Annotated in this window: 20 protein-coding genes; 19 read left to right on the top strand and 1 reads right to left on the bottom strand. The window is 52.1% G+C overall.

Annotated elements, in window-relative coordinates:
• The 19 genes from ychF (at position 1) to DXH47_RS05785 (ending at position 20,926) form a co-directional block, all read left to right on the top strand.
• Positions 1-1,101 (top strand): redox-regulated ATPase YchF, encoded by a 1,101-nt coding sequence (ychF, locus tag DXH47_RS05700; RefSeq protein WP_129032402.1) that lies wholly within the window; start codon positions 1-3, stop codon positions 1,099-1,101.
• A gap of 13 nt (positions 1,102-1,114) precedes the next feature.
• Positions 1,115-1,846 (top strand): DUF1129 domain-containing protein, encoded by a 732-nt coding sequence (locus tag DXH47_RS05705; protein ID WP_129032403.1) that lies wholly within the window; start codon positions 1,115-1,117, stop codon positions 1,844-1,846.
• 283 nt (positions 1,847-2,129) lie between these two features.
• Positions 2,130-2,351 carry a hypothetical protein gene (locus DXH47_RS05710; protein ID WP_129032404.1) on the top strand — a complete coding sequence of 74 codons (222 nt, stop codon included), beginning with the start codon at positions 2,130-2,132 and terminating at the stop codon, positions 2,349-2,351.
• Between the two features lie 75 nt (positions 2,352-2,426).
• Positions 2,427-2,648, top strand: coding sequence for a hypothetical protein (locus DXH47_RS05715; protein ID WP_129032405.1), 222 nt, complete (start codon positions 2,427-2,429; stop codon positions 2,646-2,648).
• A gap of 338 nt (positions 2,649-2,986) precedes the next feature.
• Positions 2,987-3,574, top strand: coding sequence for a hypothetical protein (locus tag DXH47_RS05720; RefSeq protein WP_129032406.1), 588 nt, complete (start codon positions 2,987-2,989; stop codon positions 3,572-3,574).
• A gap of 261 nt (positions 3,575-3,835) precedes the next feature.
• Positions 3,836-6,073 (top strand): beta-glucosidase family protein, encoded by a 2,238-nt coding sequence (locus tag DXH47_RS05725; protein ID WP_129032407.1) that lies wholly within the window; start codon positions 3,836-3,838, stop codon positions 6,071-6,073.
• Between the two features lie 261 nt (positions 6,074-6,334).
• Entirely contained in the window at positions 6,335-6,463 is a 129-nt protein-coding gene (locus tag DXH47_RS11975) for a hypothetical protein (protein WP_263853901.1), read from the top strand.
• A 78-nt stretch (positions 6,464-6,541) separates the two neighbouring features.
• Positions 6,542-6,727, top strand: a complete 186-nt coding sequence (locus tag DXH47_RS05730; RefSeq protein WP_129032408.1) for a hypothetical protein — start codon at positions 6,542-6,544, stop codon at positions 6,725-6,727.
• A gap of 156 nt (positions 6,728-6,883) precedes the next feature.
• Positions 6,884-8,530, top strand: a complete 1,647-nt coding sequence (locus DXH47_RS05735) for a glycosyltransferase family 39 protein (protein WP_129032409.1) — start codon at positions 6,884-6,886, stop codon at positions 8,528-8,530.
• Between the two features lie 55 nt (positions 8,531-8,585).
• Positions 8,586-10,313 carry a glycosyltransferase family protein gene (locus tag DXH47_RS05740; protein ID WP_129032410.1) on the top strand — a complete coding sequence of 576 codons (1,728 nt, stop codon included), beginning with the start codon at positions 8,586-8,588 and terminating at the stop codon, positions 10,311-10,313.
• Positions 10,314-10,447: 134 nt separating this feature from the next.
• Positions 10,448-10,906 carry a hypothetical protein gene (locus DXH47_RS05745; RefSeq protein WP_129032411.1) on the top strand — a complete coding sequence of 153 codons (459 nt, stop codon included), beginning with the start codon at positions 10,448-10,450 and terminating at the stop codon, positions 10,904-10,906.
• Positions 10,907-11,239: 333 nt separating this feature from the next.
• Complete coding sequence (gene guaB, locus DXH47_RS05750) at positions 11,240-12,382, top strand: IMP dehydrogenase (protein WP_129032412.1); 1,143 nt, start codon at positions 11,240-11,242, stop codon at positions 12,380-12,382.
• A gap of 278 nt (positions 12,383-12,660) precedes the next feature.
• Entirely contained in the window at positions 12,661-13,350 is a 690-nt protein-coding gene (locus DXH47_RS05755; RefSeq protein ID WP_129032413.1) for a response regulator transcription factor, read from the top strand.
• A 10-nt stretch (positions 13,351-13,360) separates the two neighbouring features.
• Entirely contained in the window at positions 13,361-14,536 is a 1,176-nt protein-coding gene (locus DXH47_RS05760) for a sensor histidine kinase (protein ID WP_129032414.1), read from the top strand.
• Between the two features lie 57 nt (positions 14,537-14,593).
• On the top strand, positions 14,594-15,925 hold the full coding sequence (locus DXH47_RS05765) for a D-alanyl-D-alanine carboxypeptidase family protein (protein WP_129032415.1): 1,332 nt from the start codon (positions 14,594-14,596) through the stop codon (positions 15,923-15,925).
• Positions 15,926-16,278: 353 nt separating this feature from the next.
• Entirely contained in the window at positions 16,279-16,827 is a 549-nt protein-coding gene (locus DXH47_RS05770; RefSeq protein WP_129032460.1) for a YhgE/Pip domain-containing protein, read from the top strand.
• Complete coding sequence (locus tag DXH47_RS05775; RefSeq protein WP_129032416.1) at positions 16,824-19,445, top strand: YhgE/Pip family protein; 2,622 nt, start codon at positions 16,824-16,826, stop codon at positions 19,443-19,445. The genes DXH47_RS05770 and DXH47_RS05775 overlap by 4 nt, the downstream gene beginning before the upstream one ends.
• Positions 19,446-19,759: 314 nt before the next feature.
• Entirely contained in the window at positions 19,760-20,563 is an 804-nt protein-coding gene (locus tag DXH47_RS05780) for an AzlC family ABC transporter permease (protein ID WP_129032417.1), read from the top strand.
• Positions 20,564-20,581: 18 nt separating this feature from the next.
• Positions 20,582-20,926 (top strand): AzlD domain-containing protein, encoded by a 345-nt coding sequence (locus DXH47_RS05785; protein WP_129032418.1) that lies wholly within the window; start codon positions 20,582-20,584, stop codon positions 20,924-20,926.
• 157 nt (positions 20,927-21,083) lie between these two features.
• On the opposite strand, the gene DXH47_RS05790 is transcribed toward DXH47_RS05785, so the two are convergent.
• Positions 21,084-22,277 (bottom strand): SAM-dependent methyltransferase, encoded by a 1,194-nt coding sequence (locus tag DXH47_RS05790; RefSeq protein ID WP_129032419.1) that lies wholly within the window; start codon positions 22,275-22,277, stop codon positions 21,084-21,086.
• Between the last annotated feature and the right edge of the window lie 48 nt (positions 22,278-22,325).

Raw genomic sequence — 22,325 nt, forward strand, 5'->3', positions numbered from 1 at the left:
ATGTCATTAACTGCAGGAATCGTTGGCTTGCCAAACGTGGGGAAGTCAACTTTATTTAACGCGATTACCAACGCTGGTGCCGAAATGGCCAACTACCCGTTCGCCACGATCGACCCCAACGTCGGCATGGTCGAGGTACCAGATTCCCGCTTGGCCCGGATTCAGGAGTTGATTCCGGCCAAGAAGGTCGTGCCCACGACCTTTGAATTCACCGACATCGCCGGGATCGTCAAGGGTGCCAGCAAGGGTGAAGGCCTGGGGAACCAATTCCTGGAAAACATTCGCCAAGTCGACGCCATCGTCCACGTGGTACGGGCCTTCGATGACGACAACATCACCCACGTCTCCGGCAAGATCGACCCCATCGACGACATCGAGACCATCAACCTGGAACTCGGCTTGTCCGACTTGGACGCCGTCAACAAGCGCTTAGCTAAGGTCGAACGCGCCGCTAAGGGCAGTGACAAGGAAGCCAAGGCCGAACTGGCCGTGCTGGAGAAGATCAAGCCAGTCTTGGAAAATGGCGGTGCGGTCCGGACGCTGGACTTTGACGAAGAGGAACAAAAGATCGTTAAGGGTCTATTCCTGCTGACGTCTAAGCCGGTCCTTTACGTGGCCAACATCGCTGAAGACGACATGGCCGATCCCGAAAACTCCAAGTACTTCAAGACTATCAAGGATTACGCTGCCAAGGAAGGCGCCGGCGCCATTGCTGTGGCCGCCGAAGCCGAAGAAGAAATCGCCGAATTAGACGATGACGAAAAGGCTGACTTCCTGGAAGCGGAAGGCGTCGAGGAACCCGGTTTGAACCGGTTGATTCGCGCGTCCTACCATTTGCTGGGTCTAGAGACCTTCTTCACGGCGGGGGGCAAGGAAACTCGGGCGTGGACCTACAAGGCCGGCACCAAAGCCCCGCAAGCGGCCGGCATCATCCACTCCGACTTCGAACGCGGGTTCATCCGCGCCAAAGTCATGGCGTTCGATGACCTGGACAAGTACAAGACCGAAGCGGCCGTCAAGGAAGCGGGTAAGCTGCGGGTCGAAGGCAAGGATTACGTGATGACGGACGGCGACATCGTCGAGTTCCGCTTCAACGTTTAGAAGGGGTTTCAATATGAGTGAAAACAAGTCGCGTCCGCGTAATGCGGGCGTCCATCAAAACCGGAACGACGTGGCGACCAACGAACGAGCCGCCTTTGACAACTTAGGCTTGACCAAGCGTAACGCCGACTACATGTTCCGTTTCAACCGGGCGTTAGCCGACACCAATCTGTCCGCCGACAAGAAGGCCGAGGCCGTCCAACAGATGGTCGACGAATTAGTTGCGGGCCAAAAGCACGGTGCGACCGCCAAGAATCTGTACGGTGACGTGCCCACGCGGGTCAAGTTCGTGGTCGAAGGGCCTAAACGCGAGGCGGAAGGTCATCTGATCGGTGGCCCCGATTACTGGCCGAACATGTGGTACAACACGCTAACGTTCTTCATGATCTTCACCTTACTGTTCGGGATTACCTACCTGTTCTCCCCGAAGATGATGAAGCCGGGCGAAGCGGTCGGCATCACGGCCATCATCGTCAGTGCGTTGGTCGCAGGCTTCCTGCTGCCAATCATGCCGCGGTTGTTTGACCCGAAGATCAAGCACCGCTTCAACGGCTGGATTCGGTTCCTGTTCACGTTGCTGGGCTTTGCGGTCTGGATGATTCTGTTCTTCCTGGCTCAAGCCTTACCAACGGTCGTCAACCCAATCTTGCGACCATGGCCAAGTATTATCGTCGGCGTCTTAGCCATCGTTGGGATGGTTATCTTGCGGCGGCGGTACAATATCCGTGGTGGCTTCTTCGGTTAAAAATTGAAATAATGAGCCGTTCGGTACCCCTAAGGGTATCGGACGGCTTTTTGCGTGGTGTGGTGGTTTGATTTCAAGCGGATACGATGCTTTGAAAGCGAGTTGGGAATTTGTGAATGAACCTGATGATGGCTTTTATGCCGCGAATAACGGTTTCACAAAGAAATAATCGATTAAGCGCCAATTTGGAAGCGTCACCGGCCTTGACAGGGGCTGGCGGCCTGTCTAGACTATAGGTTGCATGAGAACTAGAGAGAAAATCAACGATTAGGAGATCATTTTCATGAAAAAAGTTTTTGGATGGTTTACCGTTGCCGTGGTCGTCTGCGGTCTGTTGGGCGTGGCCGTCACCGCAAAGGCTGATGCGTCACTGTTCCCGCTCTACCGCAGTTCTAACGTTAACCGCCAAGCCATTGACGGCACGCACCAGTCCCATTTGAACCTGACCTTACCGCGGTTGGGAGGCCTGCCCTTTGCCAGTGGTCACAACTATAGCGGCAATTAGTTAGCCTGACTTGACAACCGGTGGGGGTATTTCCTACACTAAGGGCGTACCAAGTCTTAGCAAGGAGCGATACGCATGAAGAAGTTTTGGAGTTTCTGTGCCGGCGCAATTGCGGTTCTGGGACTGGGTGGCGTTGCCATCAATGCCAGCGCTGACACCATGTGGATGCCATTTACCCACAGTTCTCAAATGACCCACCACACGGGTGGGAACATGATGGACGGCAATTGGTCGGGCTCATCGTGCGGGTCTCACACGGGAAGCACACAGTATGATCACAATATGATGGACCGTTAAGTAACTGATGACAGGACCGGGGGATTACTTCTCTGGTCTTTTTTTGCGTTGAGTTCGGTGCCTGATGATTGGGCATAGCGACTATTTGGCGGTTAAGGATGAAAAAAGGTGAAAAGTTAGCGGCCATAGTTAGGTGACCGTCGTTTGCTCGGTTGGGGACTGACTCCCGTGGCCCCTTTAAAATCAAAGCTTTCGGGGGATTTTCAAGCAATCAAAAGCTGACGAAAAAAGTTTGTTGGGCCCGCACTTGACTCCAGAAAACGACCTCCTAGAATGGGGTCCAGATAGCCGATGTTTGTGACTACCTGACTACAATTTGGAGTTGAGGGGGAGTTTTCATGAAACGTATTTTGGGGTACGCAGCGGCCTTATTGGCATCGCTATCGTTAGCTGGAGTCGCCGCCACGTCGGCACGTGCCGATGGGGATGCGGCGAATGCGGCTAGTGGGCAGAACACGAGGATCTTGAACGATAATCCAACAGGTGATGCGAATAGTTCAAGTCCCGCGAATGATAATGCTAATGCAAGTGCGCCTAGTTCTAGTTCGAGTTCCGCCGCTGAATCGAGTTCGGTGAACAAGCCGCAAAAGCCCGCTAAGAAACCGGGAAAGAAACCCGCCAAGAAGCCGGCCAAGAAGCCGGCCAAGAAAGTGACCTCCGCAAAGAAGATGCGGGGGCGCTTGCACTACCGCAAAGATTCTCGCAAGGTTCTCTTCCAGAAGGGGCGGAAGGGTGCAAAGGTCGTTTTGCGGAACGCCAAGGGTCAGTTCGTCAAGAAGTTTGACGTCAAGCACAACGGCAAGTTCATCCTTAAGTTGAGCAGGAAGGAAGCCCTTAAGCTGGGCAAGTACCGCAAACACTTTACATTTACAGTCGCCGAAAAGGGCTACAAGGCCTACACCGTAAGGTACCTGATCTACAAATAAAATACGATGACTCAATTATCGGGGCGGTTTCCTGGGGGAACGGCCCCGTTTTTGTATTCGGGGGAGTAAGGCGAAGAAGCCTTCGAATACAAATATGGCAACGATTTCCAGATAGTGTATTATACTGGCTACTGGATGATTCCGCAGGGCCATACTAGCTGCTGGTCAGACCGATGTGTTCTGTCGCGACTAGAAAATGGTTAATGGTGGGATCACCAAGGCTAAGAGTGTGCCCATTAATAATTAAGGAGTTTGATATAAATGGCAAATACAGATCCGGTAACGTTAGTCGCTCAGTTAACGCTTGCTGAAAAAGCGGCGTTAGTCAGTGGTAAGGACTTTTGGTACACGGAAGCGGTGAAACATGCCAACCTCCCCAAAATCATGATGACGGATGGTCCCTCGGGGCTCCGGAAGCAGGCTGAGGGTGCCGATGCCCTGGGATTGAACGACAGTGTGCAGGCCATCAATTTTCCCGCGTTAGCCCTGAGCGCGAGTTCATTCAACCGCGACTTGCTGCAAGAATTGGGACAACATTTGGGGCAGGCGGCCAAAGCCAACCAGGTCTCGGTCTTGTTAGGCCCCGGGGTGAATATCAAACGGAGCCCGTTAGCCGGACGGAACTTCGAATACTTTTCCGAAGATCCGCTAGTGGCCGGTGAACTTGGCGCGGCTTACGTGCAAGGGGTCCAGTCCCAAGGCGTTGGGGTGAGTGTGAAGCACTTTGCCGCCAACAACCGGGAAAATCAACGGTTTACGGCTTCATCGAATGTCGATGAGCGGACGTTACGGGAAATCTACTTGAGTACCTTTGAACGCATCGTGAAAAAGGCCCAACCGGCGTCGTTGATGTGCTCCTACAACGCCATCAATCACCGGTTGAACTCACAAAATAAGCGCTTATTGACGGATATTTTGCGCAATGAATGGAACTTCAAAGGCGTCATGCTTTCCGATTGGGGCGCGGTTGCGGACCAAGAAGCGGCGTTAAAGGCCGGTTTAGATTTGGAGATGCCTGGAAAGGGCCAGACATCGACCCAAAACATTTTAGACGCCGTTCAGGATGGTCGGTTAGCCGAAGCGCAACTCGACCGGGCCGTGGAACGCATCGTGGCCATGGTTCAGCACTACCCAGCCGACCAGTCAGCGGCGGATGGATACGACTTGAAGGAACAACACCAGTTTGCCCGTAAAGTGGCCGATGAAAGTATCGTCTTGCTCAAAAACGACCAGAACGTCTTGCCGGTGCAAGCCAGCGACCACTTAGGCGTAATCGGCAAGTTGGCCGCCAAGCCACGGTACCAGGCGGGCGGGAGTTCGCACGTCAACGCGTTTCACGTGACGACGCCCTTGGAGGCGATTCAAGCAGCCGACAACGCCAGTGATTACGCTGAAGGTTACGCGTTAACGGATGATCAAGAAGACGATAAGTTGACGGCTGAAGCGGTGGCCGTAGCGAAGAAGGCGGACAAGGTCATCTTCTTTGCGGGCGTGCCGGAAGCTGATGAATCAGAAGGGTTCGATAAAACCACCATCGATTTGCCCGCGAACCAAACGACCTTGCTGGCCAAAATCGCGGCCGTTAATCCGCACGTGATCGTGGTCTTGCAAAACGGTTCAGCTATCACGATGCCATGGCGCGACCAGGTTGCTGGTATCGTCGAAACATACCTCGCCGGTGAGGCCGTCGGGGAAGCCACCTGGGACGTGTTGAGCGGTGCCGTGAACCCGAGTGGCCATTTGGCGGAGACCTTCCCGTTGCGCTTGGCCGATACCCCGGCTGCCACCACGTTCAACGCGAGTCCGACCGATGAAAATTACCGTGAAGGGCTCTTTGTGGGGTACCGGTATTACGACTCCAAGCAGGTGCCCGTTCTGTATCCGTTCGGGTATGGTCTGAGCTACACCCAATTTGCGTACAGTGATTTAACTGTCCAGGAACAAGCGGACCATCACGTCGCGGTCAGCTTGACCGTGCGCAACACGGGTGAGCGAGCCGGACGGGCGACGCCACAACTTTACGTTGCCAACCGGACTAGTCACATCGAGAAGCCAGCCAAAGAATTGCGGGGCTTTACGACGGTCGACTTAAAGCCGGGAGAAAGCCAAACGGTCACCATCGACCTCTCGCAACGGGCCTTTAGCTGGTACAACCCGCAAACCCAAAGCTGGCAAAGTGATAGCGGTGACTACGACATTTTGGTCGGTCAATCTGTAGCCGACATCGAGTTACAACAGACCTTGCAACTGGATTGGGGCACGAATGACGCACCAACGGTCACCCAAAATACGTACTTCAGCGATATTCTCAAGCGCGATGATCTCGACCAGGCACTGGCAACGTCTGGCTTGGATAAAGTCTTGTCAGACTTAACGTCATCCGGTGATAACGCCAAACTACTGGAAAATATCCCGTTACGGTCAGCAGTGATGCTAGGAATCAGCGAGCAGCAAATTACCCAGTTCATCCAGTTGGCTAATCAGCCGGTGACGGATTAAGCGCTGAGCAATAAAAAGCACGACTAAAATTCTAACAAGCTCCCTGTCGTTTTTGATTGGCAGGGAGCTTTTTTGGTGCGTAGGGGATAAATGCCAGGCCGCCAACGCTGGTAACCCCTTACACAATGGGATTTATAGCAACTTGAGCCAAACGAAGGGCCCTGGCTTGTCTTGGCTAGGGTGGGCTCCGTATAATACAGCGTATGTTGACCAGTCAGTCGCTGTGAGTGAGGAGTACACAAATTGGGGGAAATTATAAAAATGACAACGCAAAGTTCTGAGGTCACTACTAGACCCGCTACCGATATGGAAACCATCGTCATCGTGCCGCAAAACAAATGGGCGGCCAAAGCACCAGCCACCGTGTTAGCACCCATGACCGCTAAATGACCGGTAAAGCCCAGTCTTGCACTGAAGACCGTGCGGCCTAAACAACGGCACCTACGCTTTAAGCATGGGGCCAAAGGGATGACCGTGGTCCTGCGTGATCAGGACCAGTGCGTCATCAAGGTTTGCCAATTAAGCCATAGTGGCAAATTCACGTTACCCCTGTCCAAAGGGCAGTTTAATGCGCTGACCACCGGGGCCTTTTACGTGACGACCTTAGTCGCGCACCAGCCGGCCACGACCGTAAAGTATACAGTGGCGGGCTAAGTCTCGTTACCCTTTGTAAGGCGATTGGTTAATCGCCTTTTTTTGATGGCCAAATTGTTGTTGCTCGTTCGACCACTCGCCATAATGGGATTATCCATAACGGTATAAACACTTCAAATGGAAAATGGTAAAATTGGTTGAATGGAGTGATGCGGGATGTTGGCAAGAATCAAGGCAAAATTGGGGAGTGCAGAGGCCCAGTATCTCGCCTTATTTGCAATCTTAGGCTTTTTCATCATGTTGTTTTGCTCGTACACGTCACCGGCGTTTTACTTTGATTACTCGCCGGACAATAACGCCTTTTTCACGACCGGGAAGGCTATGATGCACGGACAAGTTCTGTATAAAGATATTTTTGAACAAAAGGGGCCTTACGTGTACCTGCTACACGGGCTCGTGTATTTGGTTTCCCACCGGAGTTTCATCTTGATCTACGGGGTGGAAGCTCTGACGTTGATTGCGGCGATGTATCTAACATATCGGATTGCTCGACTGATTTTACCCACGCCGCAAGCCTTATTGATGGGTATCTTGTCGCCGGCACTGTTCTTGTACCATCCGTACTACGATTATGGGGATACGGTGGAGTTTTTTGCGGTGCCGTTGATTTTGTCGCTGATTTATCTGGTCTTGTTACTGGCCGAGGACCGGCAAGGGGTCCAGTCGTGGTGGTACTTTTTGCAAGGGTTGTTCGTGGGCATCATCTTTCTGTCGAAGTACACGTTACTGGGGGGCTGGATAGCCTTTTACCTGTTCATGTTAGTGGCGCTGATTCGCGACCGGGATTGGCCGCTTTTGAGGCGCCTAGTGGGGTGGAGTCTTTTGGGTTTCTTGGTGGCCACGGTGCCGTGGGCCATCTATTTTGCGGTGACCCACAGTTTCGGGGCCTTGATTAACGTTTACTTTCTCTTCAATATGCGGATCTACATGACCTCGTCCGTCTCGGCCTTTTCTAACCTGTTGCAATCTACCAGCTTACTCTCGCAGTTTTTCTTATCCGACGTGGTCTTCTTCGTCTTGGGACTGGTGGGAACCTTAGTCATTGCCTTTCGGACCGACATCTTGAAGAATAGCTTTGCCAAATCGTTGTACTTGGTAGTCTTCTTGAGTAGCGACGTTTTAGCACTGTACGGGTACAGTAGCGGCAACGTTTTCCAATATTATCAACTGGTCTACTTTCCGTTCTTTGTGTTGCCGTTCATCTATTTTTGCCGGTTCTTCTTCGACCGGCAAACAATCGTGCGGACCGACGACGCGGGGCCCATCTTGGTCACGATTCTAATCAGTCTCTTTTTGGTCTTGGGCGTCAATAATAACTTTACCAGTTCGCGGCTGTTTCCTAACAACGCGTCCGTGACCGACCGCCATACCACGGTGCCCCAAGAGCCGGCACAAATTCAGTTCGGCAACTTGATGCGGCGCAGTGGCCAGCCATTGACCCTGTTAAATTACGGATCCATCGACATGGGCTTTTACACGGCGTCGGGGGCGGTGCCCGACCAGTACTACTTCCAGAATTACAATATTCCGGCGCGTAGTGACCCGACCATTTTAGCGGACCAATTGCGCTCGATTCGCCGGGCCAAGACCGAATGGGTGGTCTTCAACACGCCAAAGGGCAAGTCGCCGCAAGCGTGGACGGGAATCTCGTACCGTCCCGGGCAGATCAGCGACGGGAACTTGAATCCGGGCACGGCTAAAATGAGTCGGGTGTTGTATCAACATTACCGCTACGTGACTAAACACACGCAGAGCTTTGAAAACGTTAACGTGACTTATTGGTTGTTTCAACGCAAATCCTAACGGGGGGAACGGAAACCGCATTTGCGGGTCGTAAGAATTGAAGGGGGTCCTGAAAGTGGGACAACGGAGTCGGAAATTTATTGAACGGTATTGGTGGCAATTAGAACTCGTGGGGTTTGTCATCCTGAGCTTGATTTGGGTATTGCCCGGGGGTGCTTTTGGGCAGCTTTACGTGGGCGATGATCTCATCTTTCATCTGAACCGGGTGCAGGGGTTGCTCTCGGCCATACAACAGGGCGGGCACTGGTGGCAGGTGCCTGCGGTGACCACCGGGGCATTTAGTGCCTGGGGCTACCCCATCAATTTATTTTATCCGGCCGTGACGCTGTTGCCGCTAGCCTGGATTCAACTGGTCATTCCCGGGATTCCCGGGTACGTCTGCTTTCTATTTTTGCTCAACCTTGTCACGCTGGTGGTGGCCGCAGCAGTGGCTCATCGGCTATTGGGGAGTCGGACTCAGGCGTGTTTGGCCGCCGTACTATATGGGTTTGCCCAGTACCGCTTTTTAGACTTCTTCGTGCGTGGGGCGTTAGCTGAAGGCATTGTTTTTGCCTTTTTACCACTGGTCTTTTACGGCAGCTACTGCATCGTAACGGGTGATTACCACCGTTGGTACTGGCTGGCGATTGGGATGGCACTGATTGCGTTGACCCACGTGGCTTCACTGGTACTGGCAGCCATTGCGGTGGTCTTGATGCTGGGCCTGTGGGGCTTACGACGACAAGACCTGCAACCCCGACTGGGGCGGTTGGCGGCCGCGATTGGCTTGACCGTGGCCTTAGCTCTGAGCTTTTTGGGCCCGCTGCTCCAACAGTTGCACCACGTCGGGGCGCTGGGCTTGGCCAAGTACGACTTGAAGGATAGCGCGCTTCAACTAAGTACCTTCTTAGCCAATTCCTTGGGGGATGCCGTGGCGTCGGGGTCCATCAACATGGGGTTTTTGCTTCTAGCGACTAGCGTCATCGCCATCATCATGTGGCGGCAATTGACCGCCCTAGATCGTTACTGGCTGGTTCTCGGGGCCGTGTTCATTTACCTGAGTTCAACGCTCTTTCCCTGGGCCTTGTTCCAAAACATACTGGGTGTCATCCAATTTCCGTGGCGCTTCTTAGCGTTAGCGACCTTTCCGTTAGCGCTCGTGGGGGCTAAAGCGGTGGCCCGTTTGACCAAGGCCACCACTTTGCGGCGCTGGGCAATCGTGGCGCCGGTGACGTTGGCGTTGATTCTGGGGTTAACCGTCAGTTCGACCGCGGCCTTAACGGAAGCGATTGGGCCAACGAACCCGAAATTACTGACGACCGCGACGTATCCGGCGGCCGTCAAAAGTGCGGTTGGATCGGATGCGGATTACGTGCCCCAACAAGGGCAAGTCTCGATGGCCGCCGTGCGAACGCACTCGATTCCAGTCATGAACACGCAACTGAACGGCAAACAACCGGCGTCCTTACAGCAACTTAGTGAATCGCCGCAAGTCAATGGGATTGATTACACGTTGCACAGTACCGTGACCCGAGATATCAAACTCCCGCAACTCATGTACTTGGGTGAACACGTCTCCGTCAACGGCCATGAGCAGACGCCCCGCCTGGACAGTAATGATGTGGTCCACATCACCGTGCATCAGGGGACCAGCCATATCCGTTTCTTGTATCGACGTACAGGTTTTCAGCACTTTTGTGGCGCCATCAGTTGGTTGGCTTGGCTGGTATTGCTGGGCCTCGGTGGCTGGCGTTGGTGGCGTCAACGGCAATCAAGAGTGAAACTAACGTCCTCTGACGATTGATTGGATAGTTTTATCGACAAATAGGTGACAGTTCGAACAATGTGGTCTTGACACTAAAATCAGCGTGGCTTAGGATAACCAATGAATTAGCCTCATGATTAAAAAACCAGTTAACAATGTAGGGGGATTTAAGAATGAAAAAGGTTCTAGGTTATGTTTTAGGATTAGTGGCTGTTTTGACGCTGGGCGGCATGTTAGCGACAACGGCGAACGCCGCTGGCAACCAAGCCACCGCGGCGAGTGGCACGACAGCGAGTTCAGTGGCCTCATCGCACACGACCACGACGAGTCCGGTCGTCACGACACCAACACGTTCGAGTTCGTCTGCTGTCGCTGCTTCGTCGAGTTCGGTGACGGCCACGACCAAGCAAACGAAGAAGGTTAAGCAGGCCACCAAGAAAGTTACCAAGAAAGCCACCAAAAAAGTGGCCACTAAGAAGCGGGTCAAGACCACTAAAAAGTACCGCAAACATGCCCGTAAGATTGTCTTCAAGAAGGGCCGCAAGGGTGCCAAGGTCACGATTCGCAACGCCAAAAGCAAGTGGTCAAGACTTACAAGATCAAGAAGAACGGTAAGTTCACCATTAAGTTGACCAAGAAGCAGGCCAAGAAGTTGCTGCGCAAACACGCCAAGTCCTTTAAGGTCACCGTCGCCCAGAAGGGGTATCGGACTTACAGCTTCACCGTTAAAATCGCTAAATAATTAAGTTGTGAAATAAAACGCGATTCGCGTGGTCGGTAACGGCCACGTTTTTTGGTTCTTGGGAGCCCCAATTAAGGGAGCTGATGCAATAATTTGTGATAAACCATGAAAGTTCTATGAGAAAGCTTGACCGGACGCGGATGTGCTGGTAAATTAGAACACAATATCTTCGACCCGGTTTCGGCGGGTGGAAGCAAAATTTATAGAGGAGCGATCAACTATTATGTCTAATTGGGACACGAAGTTTGCTAAAGAAGGAATCACGTTTGATGATGTACTGTTAATTCCTGCGGAAAGTCATGTTTTGCCGGATGAAGTTGATTTAAGTGTCCAATTAGCGCCAAATTTAAAGTTGAACATCCCGTTTTTGAGTGCCTCGATGGATACGGTCACCGAGACTAAGATGGCCACCGCCATGGCTTATAACGGTGGCTTAGGGGTCATTCACAAGAACATGACCACCGCCAAGCAGGCGGAAATGGTGGCCGCGGTCAAAGCCATCGAAAAAGATGACCAGCACCCGCATGCTGCGGTCGATGCGAACAATCACTTGTTGGTCGCCGCGGCGGTCGGGGTGACTTCCGACACCTCCGAACGGGCCCACGCCTTACTGGATGCCGGCGCTGACGCCATCATCATTGACACGGCTCACGGACACTCCGCGGGGGTCTTACGCAAGGTCGCTCAAATTCGCCAAGAGTTACCCGACGCAACGTTGATTGCCGGGAACGTGGCCACGGGTGAAGGTACCCGGGCCCTCTTTGAAGCCGGCGTTGACGTGGTCAAAGTCGGTATCGGCCCAGGCTCTATCTGCACCACGCGGGTCGTTGCCGGGGTCGGGGTGCCGCAAATCACCGCCGTTTACGATGCGGCGAACGTCGCCCGTGAATTTGGCAAGCCAATCATCGCCGATGGGGGCATGAAGTTCTCCGGTGACATCGTCAAGGCTATCGCCGCGGGTGGTAACGCCGTGATGTTTGGCTCGATGTTTGCCGGCACGGCCGAAGCACCAGGTGAAGTCATCGAAGACCACGGCAAGGCCTACAAGGATTACCGGGGGATGGGCAGTTTGGCCGCCATGGAAAAGGGATCCAAGGACCGTTACTTCCAGGGCAGTGTCAACGAAGCCAATAAGCTGGTGCCCGAAGGTATCGAAGCGCGCGTGGCTTACAAGGGCAGCGTCAACGACATCATCTTCCAGATGGTCGGTGGCTTGCGTTCCGGGATGGGCTACACGGGTAGTGCGACCATCCAGAACCTGATCGACAACGCGCAATTCGTGAAGATTTCCAACGCTGGATTGTTGGAGTCACACCCGCACGATGTTCAGATCACGAAAGCAGCACCTAACTACAACGAAATTTAAGCCGTTAACGGCTCACGACAATCCTAAATCGACGGGATTGTCGTTTTTTTTAATGAGGGTGGTTGTGCGAATGGTAGTGGTTGCGTTAAGCTTCGGTTAACGTGAAGAGTGGCCGTTCACGATGAATTAGTGTAAACTTAAGGAATGTTAAAGGGCCTTACGCCTCCGTAAAACTTAGGCGAGTGGGCGGTCATCAGGTGTAGTTTTTGGTAAAATAGGTCTAAACGACCAGCAGCAACTGCGCTTGCGGGAATTAGCTGCAAAGGAGAATTTCCAGAATGAAAATTTTAGTTGTCGATGATGATAAGGAAATTGCACAATTACTCGAGATTTACATTAAAAACGAAGGCTACGAACCCCTGACTGCGTACAACGGCAAGGAAGCGTTGACCAAGCTCCATACCACCCCAGATATCGCGTTGATGATTTTGGACGTGATGATGCCCGAAATGAGTGGTATCGAGGTCATCAAGGAAGTCCGCAAAGACTCCCAGATTCCGATTTTGATCCTGTCGGCCAAGACCGGCGATATGGATAAGATTCAGGGCTTGATTACGGGGGCCGACGATTACGTCACCAAGCCGTTCAACCCGTTAGAGGTCATGGCCCGGGTCAAGTCGCTGTTGCGGCGGAGCCAGGACAAGGTGACCGATGACAGCCCGTATGTTTTAGACATCGGGACACTGACCATCAACAAGGATTCTCACGAGGTCAAGACGATTGCCGGCAAACCGGTCTCGCTCACGGCGTTGGAATTTGGGATTTTATACCTATTGGCTAGTCACCCCAACCGGGTCTTCTCGGCTGATGAAATCTTCGAACGGGTCTGGCGGCAGGAAAGTATCGTGTCGGCCAAGACGGTCATGGTCCACGTGAGTCATTTGCGGGACAAGATCGAAGAGGCCACTAATGGCGAAAAAGTTATTCAAACGGTCTGGGGCGTAGGTTACAAGATTGAAGCCCACTGAGGTGACCGGCATGAAGCTGACGACCAGGGAAAAAAGCGCGCTGTTTATGGAAGGCGTCGTGACCGTGATCTTACTGCTCATGCTGAACCTCGCGTTACTGGTCCTGATTGTTCAGGCTATCGAGAGTAACCCCGGTCTCCGTGATGGGATCTTCATCATTAAACGCTCCGTGGTGTTTGGTCCCTATAATTATCAGTTGTGGAGTTGGGAGAACCTCTTCGTTGGTCTGATGATGATTGGCGACGCTTTGGTCGTCTGGTGGCGACTGGTGCGGCGCTACAAACAGATGCAACTGCATCACATTATTGAAGAGTTGCACTATATCGCTAACGGTCATTTTGATCATCGGATTCCGTTTCGGGTCAGTGGGGACGTCCAGCGGGTGGTCGATTCCGTCAACGCCTTAGTCGATTCCGTGATTCGCTCGATGAACGAAGAACGGGCTATCGAAAAGTCGAAGGATGAATTGATCACTAACGTCAGCCACGATATCCGGACGCCGTTGACTTCGATTATTGGCTACTTAGGCTTGATTGAAGACAAGCAGTACCATTCAGACCAGGACTTATTGAAATATACCCATACGGCCTTCTTGAAATCCAAACAAATGAAATCGTTAGTCGACGATTTGTTTGAATACACCAAGGTGCGGCAGACTGACACGCCGTTGAGTCTGAACCAGTTGGACTTAGGGGCGATGTTGGAACAACTTGCCGCGAGTTTCGAATTGGAAGCCCAAAAGAAGGGCATGACGATTGGCGCCGCTGTCGGTGACAAGCCACTGATGATGGAGGCCGATGCTGAGAAATTGGTCCGGGTCTTCAATAACTTAGTCAGCAATGCTTTGAAGTACGGCGACGGGGGGAAACACATTGACCTGGTAGCCAAGCACGTCTCCGACACCGAACTCGAGGTCCGCGTGACGAACGACGGGCCGAAGATTCCTAAAGAGTCGCTAGCGCTGATCTTCGAACGGTTCTACCGCGTCGAGGAGTCCCGCTCCAAAGAGACCGGCGGGACCGGTTTGGGACTGGCCATCGCTCAAAGTATCGTGGCACTGCACGGCGGGTACATTTACGTCGAGTCCACGGACGAACTGACCAGCTTCGTGATTCACTTACCAACGCAACACGCACACCCCTTAACGGTGCCCCAGCGATTAAAAACGGCGGGTGCCGACAATTAAATTAAACCGGGACGTTCTTAATGGCGTCGCGGTTACATAAGACAGGAGAGTTTTGCTTTGAAACGTTTACGTCAACTCATGGTCGGGGTTGTTGCGGCCGTTACCTTATTGACCGGGGGCCTTGGCACTGCTAATGTTGCCCCAACGGTCACGGCTCAAGCCGCCACGACTAACTCAGCGAGCACCACCGTTAACTTAAAGGCTAAGGCGGGGATTGCCGTCGACGCCAAGACCGGTCAGATTCTCTACGACAAGAATAGTTCGCAGAGTTTGCCGGTGGCTTCGATGTCTAAATTGTTGTCGATTTACCTGGTATTACAAGCCATTCATTCCGGTAAGCTGAAGTGGTCGCAAAAGGTCACCATCAGTAAGGCGGTGGCCAAAGTCGCCCAAGACACGGATTTATCTAACGTGCCGTTACGGGCGGGGCACAGCTACACGGTCAAGGCCCTTTACCAAGCGTCCCTGATTTACTCGGCTAACGGGGCCATTGAAGCCTTGGGCGCAGCCGTTGCGGGTTCTCCGCACGCCTTTGTCACCCAGATGCGGGCCCAAGCCAAGAAATTGGGCATGACCAACGCCAAGATTTACAACGCCTGTGGGTTGACTAACAAGCAAGTTGGTGACTTGGGTTACGATAACGTTGCGGGGAAGGCCGAAAACGCCTGGTCCGCTGCCGACCAAGCCAAGCTGGCCGTGGCCCTGTTGAACAAGTACCCAGAAGTTTTACAGACCACAAAGATTACCAAGATGTGGTTTGAAAGGGGCACCAAGGACGCTACGAAGATGGAAAACTGGAACTGGATGTTGAAGGGCTTATCTGCCTCGTACACCAAGTTGCACGTTGATGGCTTGAAGACCGGGACGTCGACGGCTGCCGGCGCCAACTTCACGGGGACCGCCCATAACGGCGGTAACCGGATCGTGACGGTCGTTTTACACGCCGCACACAAGTCCGAGACCGACCCATCACGGTTCCAACAAACCCAAAAGATGATGTCGTACGTTTATAACAACTTCAAGACGGTGACCTACGCTGCAGGCACCCGGGTCAAGGGCGCTAAGACCGTTGCGACCCAAAGCGCCAAAAAGCAGACCGCCAAAACGGCATTGGCTAAGAGCGTGAAGTTATGGATTCGTAACGACCAAGTCGCTAGCAACATCACGGCTAAGCCGCAATTAAAGACTAAGCTGACTAAGAATCAGGCGTTGGAAGCTCCAGTCGCCAAAAATACGACCATCGGGACTGCCAATCTATCCTTAAAGGGTGATCAACTCGGGTTCTTGGGGAACGCGAAGACAGTTAAGGTTCCGTTGAAGGTCACGTCATCCGTAGAGAAGGCCAACGTCTTCGTCCGGATGTGGCGTTGGATTGTCGCTCTGTTTTAATTGAATGAGGCAATATTTAGAGGACTGGGGGTCCCCTTGTGACCCGTGGTCCTCTTTATGTTGCCGCTGATACATAGTTTATCCACTGAATTATTAGCACCACTTAGGCAAAGGAGGTGAGCCCCGGATAGGACCGGGAATACGCCTAATTGAACATTTGTCAAGGGCATGTTGCTTTTTGATGATCCAGTATTGTCAAGGGCATGTTACTTTTTTGATGGCCCAATACTGTCAAGGGCATGTTGTTTTTTGAACCAAGCCCAGGCATCAGACTGCGCCAGTAACCGGCATATTAGCGGTGCATGCACTTATTTATATTTATTATGAGGCAAAGGGAGTTGGAACTTGTGAACATGGTTAAACGCGAATGGCATTACATTCTGCATAACCGGTTGATATTAGCAACGGTTTTAGCAGTTATCTTTATTCCATTCCTCTTCTGTATTTTTTTCCTGCGGTCCGTTTGGGATCCGTATGGACAAACAAGTAAGTTACCGGTCGCGGTCGTCAACCTCGACCAACCGGTTAAGTACCAAGGTAAGAAGCTGAACGTGGGGGCGCAGACGATTACCAATTTGAAGAAGAACCACCAGTTGGGGTGGCGGTTCGTGTCACAGCAAAAAGCGGCCCAGGGATTGAAAGACAACAAGTATTACACGGTTATCACGATCCCGAAGAACTTCTCGGCCCACGCGGCGACGGCGTTAGACGCACATCCCAAAAAGATGACGTTTAACTACAACACCAACGCGTCGGCCAGCTATATCGCCAAGATCATGAGTGATACGGCAGCGGACAAGCTCCAAAGCCAAATCAGTGCGAAGGTCACTAAGGCTTATGCGCAAGCAACTTTTGACCAGATCTATAAGGTCGGTAAAGGTATGGGCAAGGCCGCTAGATGAAGACGTCGGTCAAACCCCTGGCTACCGGGATTCAACAGTTGAATGACGGGGCCGCCACGTTGAAGGCCGGCCTAGGGACTTACACGTCCGGAGTTAAACAGTATTCAGCTGGCGTGAACAAGTACACGTCCGGTGTCGGACAGTACACGAGTGGCGTCAACAAATACACGAGCGGTGTGGGCCAATACACGAAAGGCGTGAACCAGTTCACCAGTGGCGTGAGTCAACTGGGAACGGGGATGCCGAAGCTCTTATCTGGAAGCAAGCAATTGAACACCGGGGCTAAGTCCTTAAAATCCGGGACTTACAAGTACGTTGATGGCGTCTACACCCTCAATACCGGGGTCAAGCAACTCGGAAGTGGAGTTGAGCCACTAGCTAGTGGCGTGTCTAAGTTGTCCTCTGGCAGTACAACATTGAGCAGCGGGTTGAAAAAGCTTGATAATAATTCCAGCCAATTGACCGCTGGGGCCCAACAACTCTCGGGTGGGTTGACGCAGATGCAAAGTCTGTTAACGGAACTGGCACCAGGTTTAAAGACCCTCTCGCAATTAACGAGTAACCCAACGAAGCTAACGGAACTGCAGACCGTCTTATCAGAGTTACAAGCCACCCAAGGGAGTTTGTCGGCCGAGAAAGTGAAAACCATCTCGACGGCGCTGAAAGAATTGGACAGCCTAAGTGCCGATGATTTGTCGACACTGACTAGCAGTACAAAAGATGTGGGCACAGACCTTGCTACAATTAAGGCGCAACAAAGTTCGGCGTCTAGCAGCAGTAGCAGTAGTAGCGATAGCAGCAGTGACGGTGCAGCGGCCGCCAGTTCAGCAGCTTCGGTTGCCGCTGAAAAAGCCGCGGCGTTGAGTTCGGCTGAAGTAGACGGGGATAGTAAAAAGATCAGTTCCGCGGCGGCCGATGTGGAAACGGCCGTTTCAGAAACTCAAACGGAGACAAAATCGTTACAAAACAGCACCCAGAATTCAGGCGCTCAAACCACTAAAGAAAGTGCGACCGCTAGCGATGCGGTTCAGGACTTAATCACGCATTCAACGGCTCTAGTTGAAGCAATGAGTGCGGTCTCTGACAAATTGCAAGCTCTTGCCACGTTACAACCGTATGTGGGGCAATTAGAAACGGCATTAACGCAGATGAGTTCAATTGACAGTGATGACTTAACCGCGATGCAGGGGGCGTTATCGACGCTCCAAGATGAAAGCTCGGCCATCCAAAGTTTGGGGAATTCGACACAGGATGTGGCGGCCTTGGTTTCTGGTGCGAGTCAATTGAGCACCGGCCTGGACACCTACACGGCTGGTGTTTCCAGTGCCTTGAGTGGGTCAAACCAGTTAACGTCTGGCTTGTCACAATTGAACGCGCAAGTGCCAACGCTAACGAACGGGGTCACCCAGATTATGAACGGAACGGCCAAGTTAGCCAAGAATGGCTCGGCCTTGAAGTCCGGCTCGAAGCAATTGGCATCGGGTACCTCGACCTTAAACAATGGGTTACAAACGGCCGCTGCTGGCGTGAACAAGTTGACGGCCAATACTGGCAAGTTGACCAGTGCGGGCAATAAACTCAACTCCAGCACGGGCCAACTCACCACGGCGGGTCACAAGCTCAATTCCAGCACCGGCCAACTGACCAGTGCCGGCAACAAGCTGAACCAGGCTGCCCCGCAACTGACTAGTGGGGCGAGTCAACTTGCCAGTGGGACCGCTGAATTGAACAGCAAGGTGCCAACGCTGACGAGTGGCGTGAACCAGTTAGCTAATGGGTCCGCTAAGCTGAACAATAATAGTGGCAAGTTGAACGATGGCACCAATCAACTGAAGAACGGAACCGGGAAACTGGCTAAGTCCTTACAGGATGGTGCCGACCAAGTCAACGCCCAACCGTTGACCAGCAAGACGGCCGACATGTTCGCTTCGCCGACGAAACTCAACCACAAGAACTACAGTTACGTCCCGAATTACGGGAACGCCTTAGCGCCGTACGTGCTTTCCGTGGCGCTGTACGTGGGGGCGTTGGTCTTCAACTTCGTCTTCCCAATCCGGAAAGTTTCATTAGCCGGGGGGACCGCCACCGGCTGGTTCTTGAGCAAATTGTCGATTGGGGCCTTTGAAGCCTTGGCGATGGCCGTAGTCGAACCACTCCTGATGATGCTCGGGGGCTTATCAGTCGACCATCCTGGCCAACTGATCCTGGTTTCCATCTTCTTTGCGGAGGCGTCGATGTTCATTGTCATGTTCCTGTCGATGCTTCTAGATAATCCGGGACGGTTTGTTGCGATGGTTCTGCTGATGCTCCAACTCGGGGGTTCCGGTGGGACCTTCCCGATGGAAGTCACCAACCACTTCTTTAACGTGGTGCACCCATTCTTACCGATGACCTACTCGATTCTGGGGTTCCGGCAAGCCATCACCAGCGGCATGGGGGGTGGCAGTATGATTGGTCAAGCCGTCTTGATTTTAGGCGCCTTTGCCGTCATCAGCATCATCTGCCTGTACCCAACCATGCAGTGGCTCCAAAAGAAGCACCTGATGGGCGTCTCGCAATTAGACGATAATCAAAAGCTCCAAGCCGTTGAAGATGCCCATACGAACCAACACTCGTAAGCCGTTTGGCAAGTCAGCTAACCGTTACGACTAATTGAAAATTAAATCATGAAATGGTCTCCATCTGCAGTCGTTGCGGGTGGAGGCCATTTTGGCGTGACGTGGGGCGATTCGGGGGTGGTGAAAGATTATTTTTCCGTGAAAAAACGCTAAGAATTTTCACAAACGGGATTCTAGGGGGCTTAAAAAGTGACGCTTGGGCGCGGATAATGTCGGACTCGTGGTATGAAAATCTTGTGAAACATGGTAAAATATCCACGTGTGGTTTTATAATGCATTTCATATCTTAGAGTATTCGACGGAGGCAAACATTCTTGAATAGACGAAGGCCAAACCCTAAGCAAGTGCCGGACCCCAACGAACCCTTATGGCGGTCGACACTGCGGGTCGCCATGCCCCTTAACTTGAGTTACATTCCAATCGGGCTGGCTTGTGGGATTTTACTACACGCGGCAGGGCTTAATACCTTATTGACCGGATTAGTTTCGATACTAGTCTTTTCTGGTGGGGCACAATTTTTAATTGCCACGATGTTGACCATTAATTCTCCATTACTTTCAATTGTCTTGATGCTGTTTTTCTTGGAACTACGGTATGCCCTGTTAAGTTCGAGTCTATCTCCATACTTAAAGGGTCAACCGAATCGATTCTTATTTATATTTGCGATATCCCTAAACGATGAAAACTACGCGATCAATTACCTGAAATTCGCGACCGATAAGAAGTGGACTGGCAAAGAAGCGCTCATGGTTGAGCACTATTCCTTGCTTTTTTGGGCGCTCAGCAACGTTATCGGGAGCTTGATTGGGAGCACCTTGAAGATTGATCTGGGGATTGTCAATTTTGCGTTAACGGCGCTCTTCTTATACATGATCGTGATGCAGATCAAGAACCGCTTAACGGTGGTGATCTGTCTGTTGTCCGGGGTCTTAGCGGCGGTCTGCATGATGCTGACCAAGTCGACCTTAGGCCTGGTTATCTCGACCATTATTGCGTCGTTGATTGGGTTTGCGCTGGAATCTACGCTGCGTAAACGGCTCCCAGATAGCCATTGGCTCTGGAAACTGCGCAGCCCAGGGGCCAAGCAGTCGGCGGTAGAAAGTACGGATGAAAAATAAGGATGCAGGGAGACGTTTATGAGTACAGTTAATACTTGGACCAGCACGCAACATTTTTGGTTGATTATTCTCGGCTTTTGCGTTGCCTTCGTGCCGCGTTTTTTACCCTTGATGTTGTTTACCAAGCGGGAGATTCCGGAATGGTTTAACGAATGGATGAAGTTCGTGCCAGTATCACTTTTTACCGCGCTGGTGGTCAAAGACGTGTTTATTGACAGTGAAAGCTACCAGTTGATTTTAACCAAGGTGCCGGAAATGTTAGCGGCCGTTATCGTGATTTTTATTGCATACCGGACACGGTCGATGGCGATTTCGGTGATCACCGGTTTAATTGCGGTCTTTTTCCTCTCAATGGTGATTTGAATTTAGTAAAGCGTTACAACAACGACTATCCCGGGGATGCGGGGGTCGTTTTTTTTAATGCCCACACCCAAAAAGGCTCACCGGTTAACGTTGATCACGCGTTAGCCGGTGAGCCTTTAAAAGTCGTTACGATCCGCGGTCGCAACTAATCATTCATTTAATTCGTCACCTTAGTTGAATCGGCGTACATGTAGTCCCGCGTCATCGGCAGCATCCGGGCGGACGGACCCTTAGAAATCAGATACTGAATGACGTCAATGTTACCAGACTTGAAGGACGCGGCGCAAGCCTGCAGGTATAAGTCCCACATGCGCACGAAGTTCTCGTCAAACATCTTGGCTACTTCGTCACGGTGTTGGTTGAAGTTCTTGTCCCAAGTCTCGACGGTCTTTTGGTAGTGGCGCCGCAGGGGTTCCATGTCATCGACTTGCAGCCCATTTTCGACGATGTGGGTCAAGTTTTCGACCAAGCCCGGGACATAGCCGCCTGGGAAGATCCATTTGTTCAACCAACCGTTGTTGGCGCCACCCTGTTGCCGGGTGATCCCGTGAATCAACGCCACGCCGTCATCGGCTAAGTATTGTTGAACACACTTGAAGTATTCGCCCAAGTTTTCTTGGCCGACGTGTTCGAACATCCCGACGGACGTGATGTAGTCCCATTGTTCATCGCCCAATTCCCGGTAGTCTTCCAGCCGAATCTCGGCGACGTCTTGGAGGCCTTCGTCGGTAATCTTTTGGGTCACGTAGTCGTATTGTTCCTGACTCAAGGTAATCCCGGTGACGTGTAAGCCGTATTCCTTGGCAGCCGTCAGCATCAACGTACCCCAACCACAACCAATGTCGAGTAACGTCTTGCCCGGCTTCGGGTTCAACTTCTTGATGATGTGGTGGACCTTGTTGACTTGTGCGGTGGTTAAGTCATCTTCCGGCGTTTCAAAGTAGGCACAGGAGTAAGTCATGGTGTCGTCGAGCCAGAGACGATAGAAGTTGTTCCCGATATCGTAGTGGTTCTGCACGTCGGTCTTACTTTCCTTTTCGGTGTGCTTCTGCTTCGGCAGGAAGTTGATGTACTTCTTATTATGGAAGAAACTATCCGCATTTTCGTAAGCCGAAGTGAGGAGATCCTCAATACTGCCATCAATTTCAATCGTGCCGTCCATGATGGCTTCGCCCAACGCAATCGAGGCGTTGCGGGAGATTTCCTTAATCGGAATGGCCTTATGGATGGTGATGGTGTTTTCTGGAGTGCCGTCCCCGTACACATCACTGGAGCCGTCCCAATAGTTCACACGGACGGGGATGTTAAAGGTATGGCTGAGAAACGTTTTGTAAAAAGTTTTTTCAAGCATGTTAGAGGGTCCTTTCTCGTTTCGTTGTCTTCCGACAAGGAAAACAGA

The sequence above is a fragment of the Levilactobacillus suantsaii genome (assembly GCF_004115745.1).
In the GTDB taxonomy this organism is placed as follows: Bacteria; Bacillota; Bacilli; order Lactobacillales; family Lactobacillaceae; genus Levilactobacillus; species Levilactobacillus suantsaii.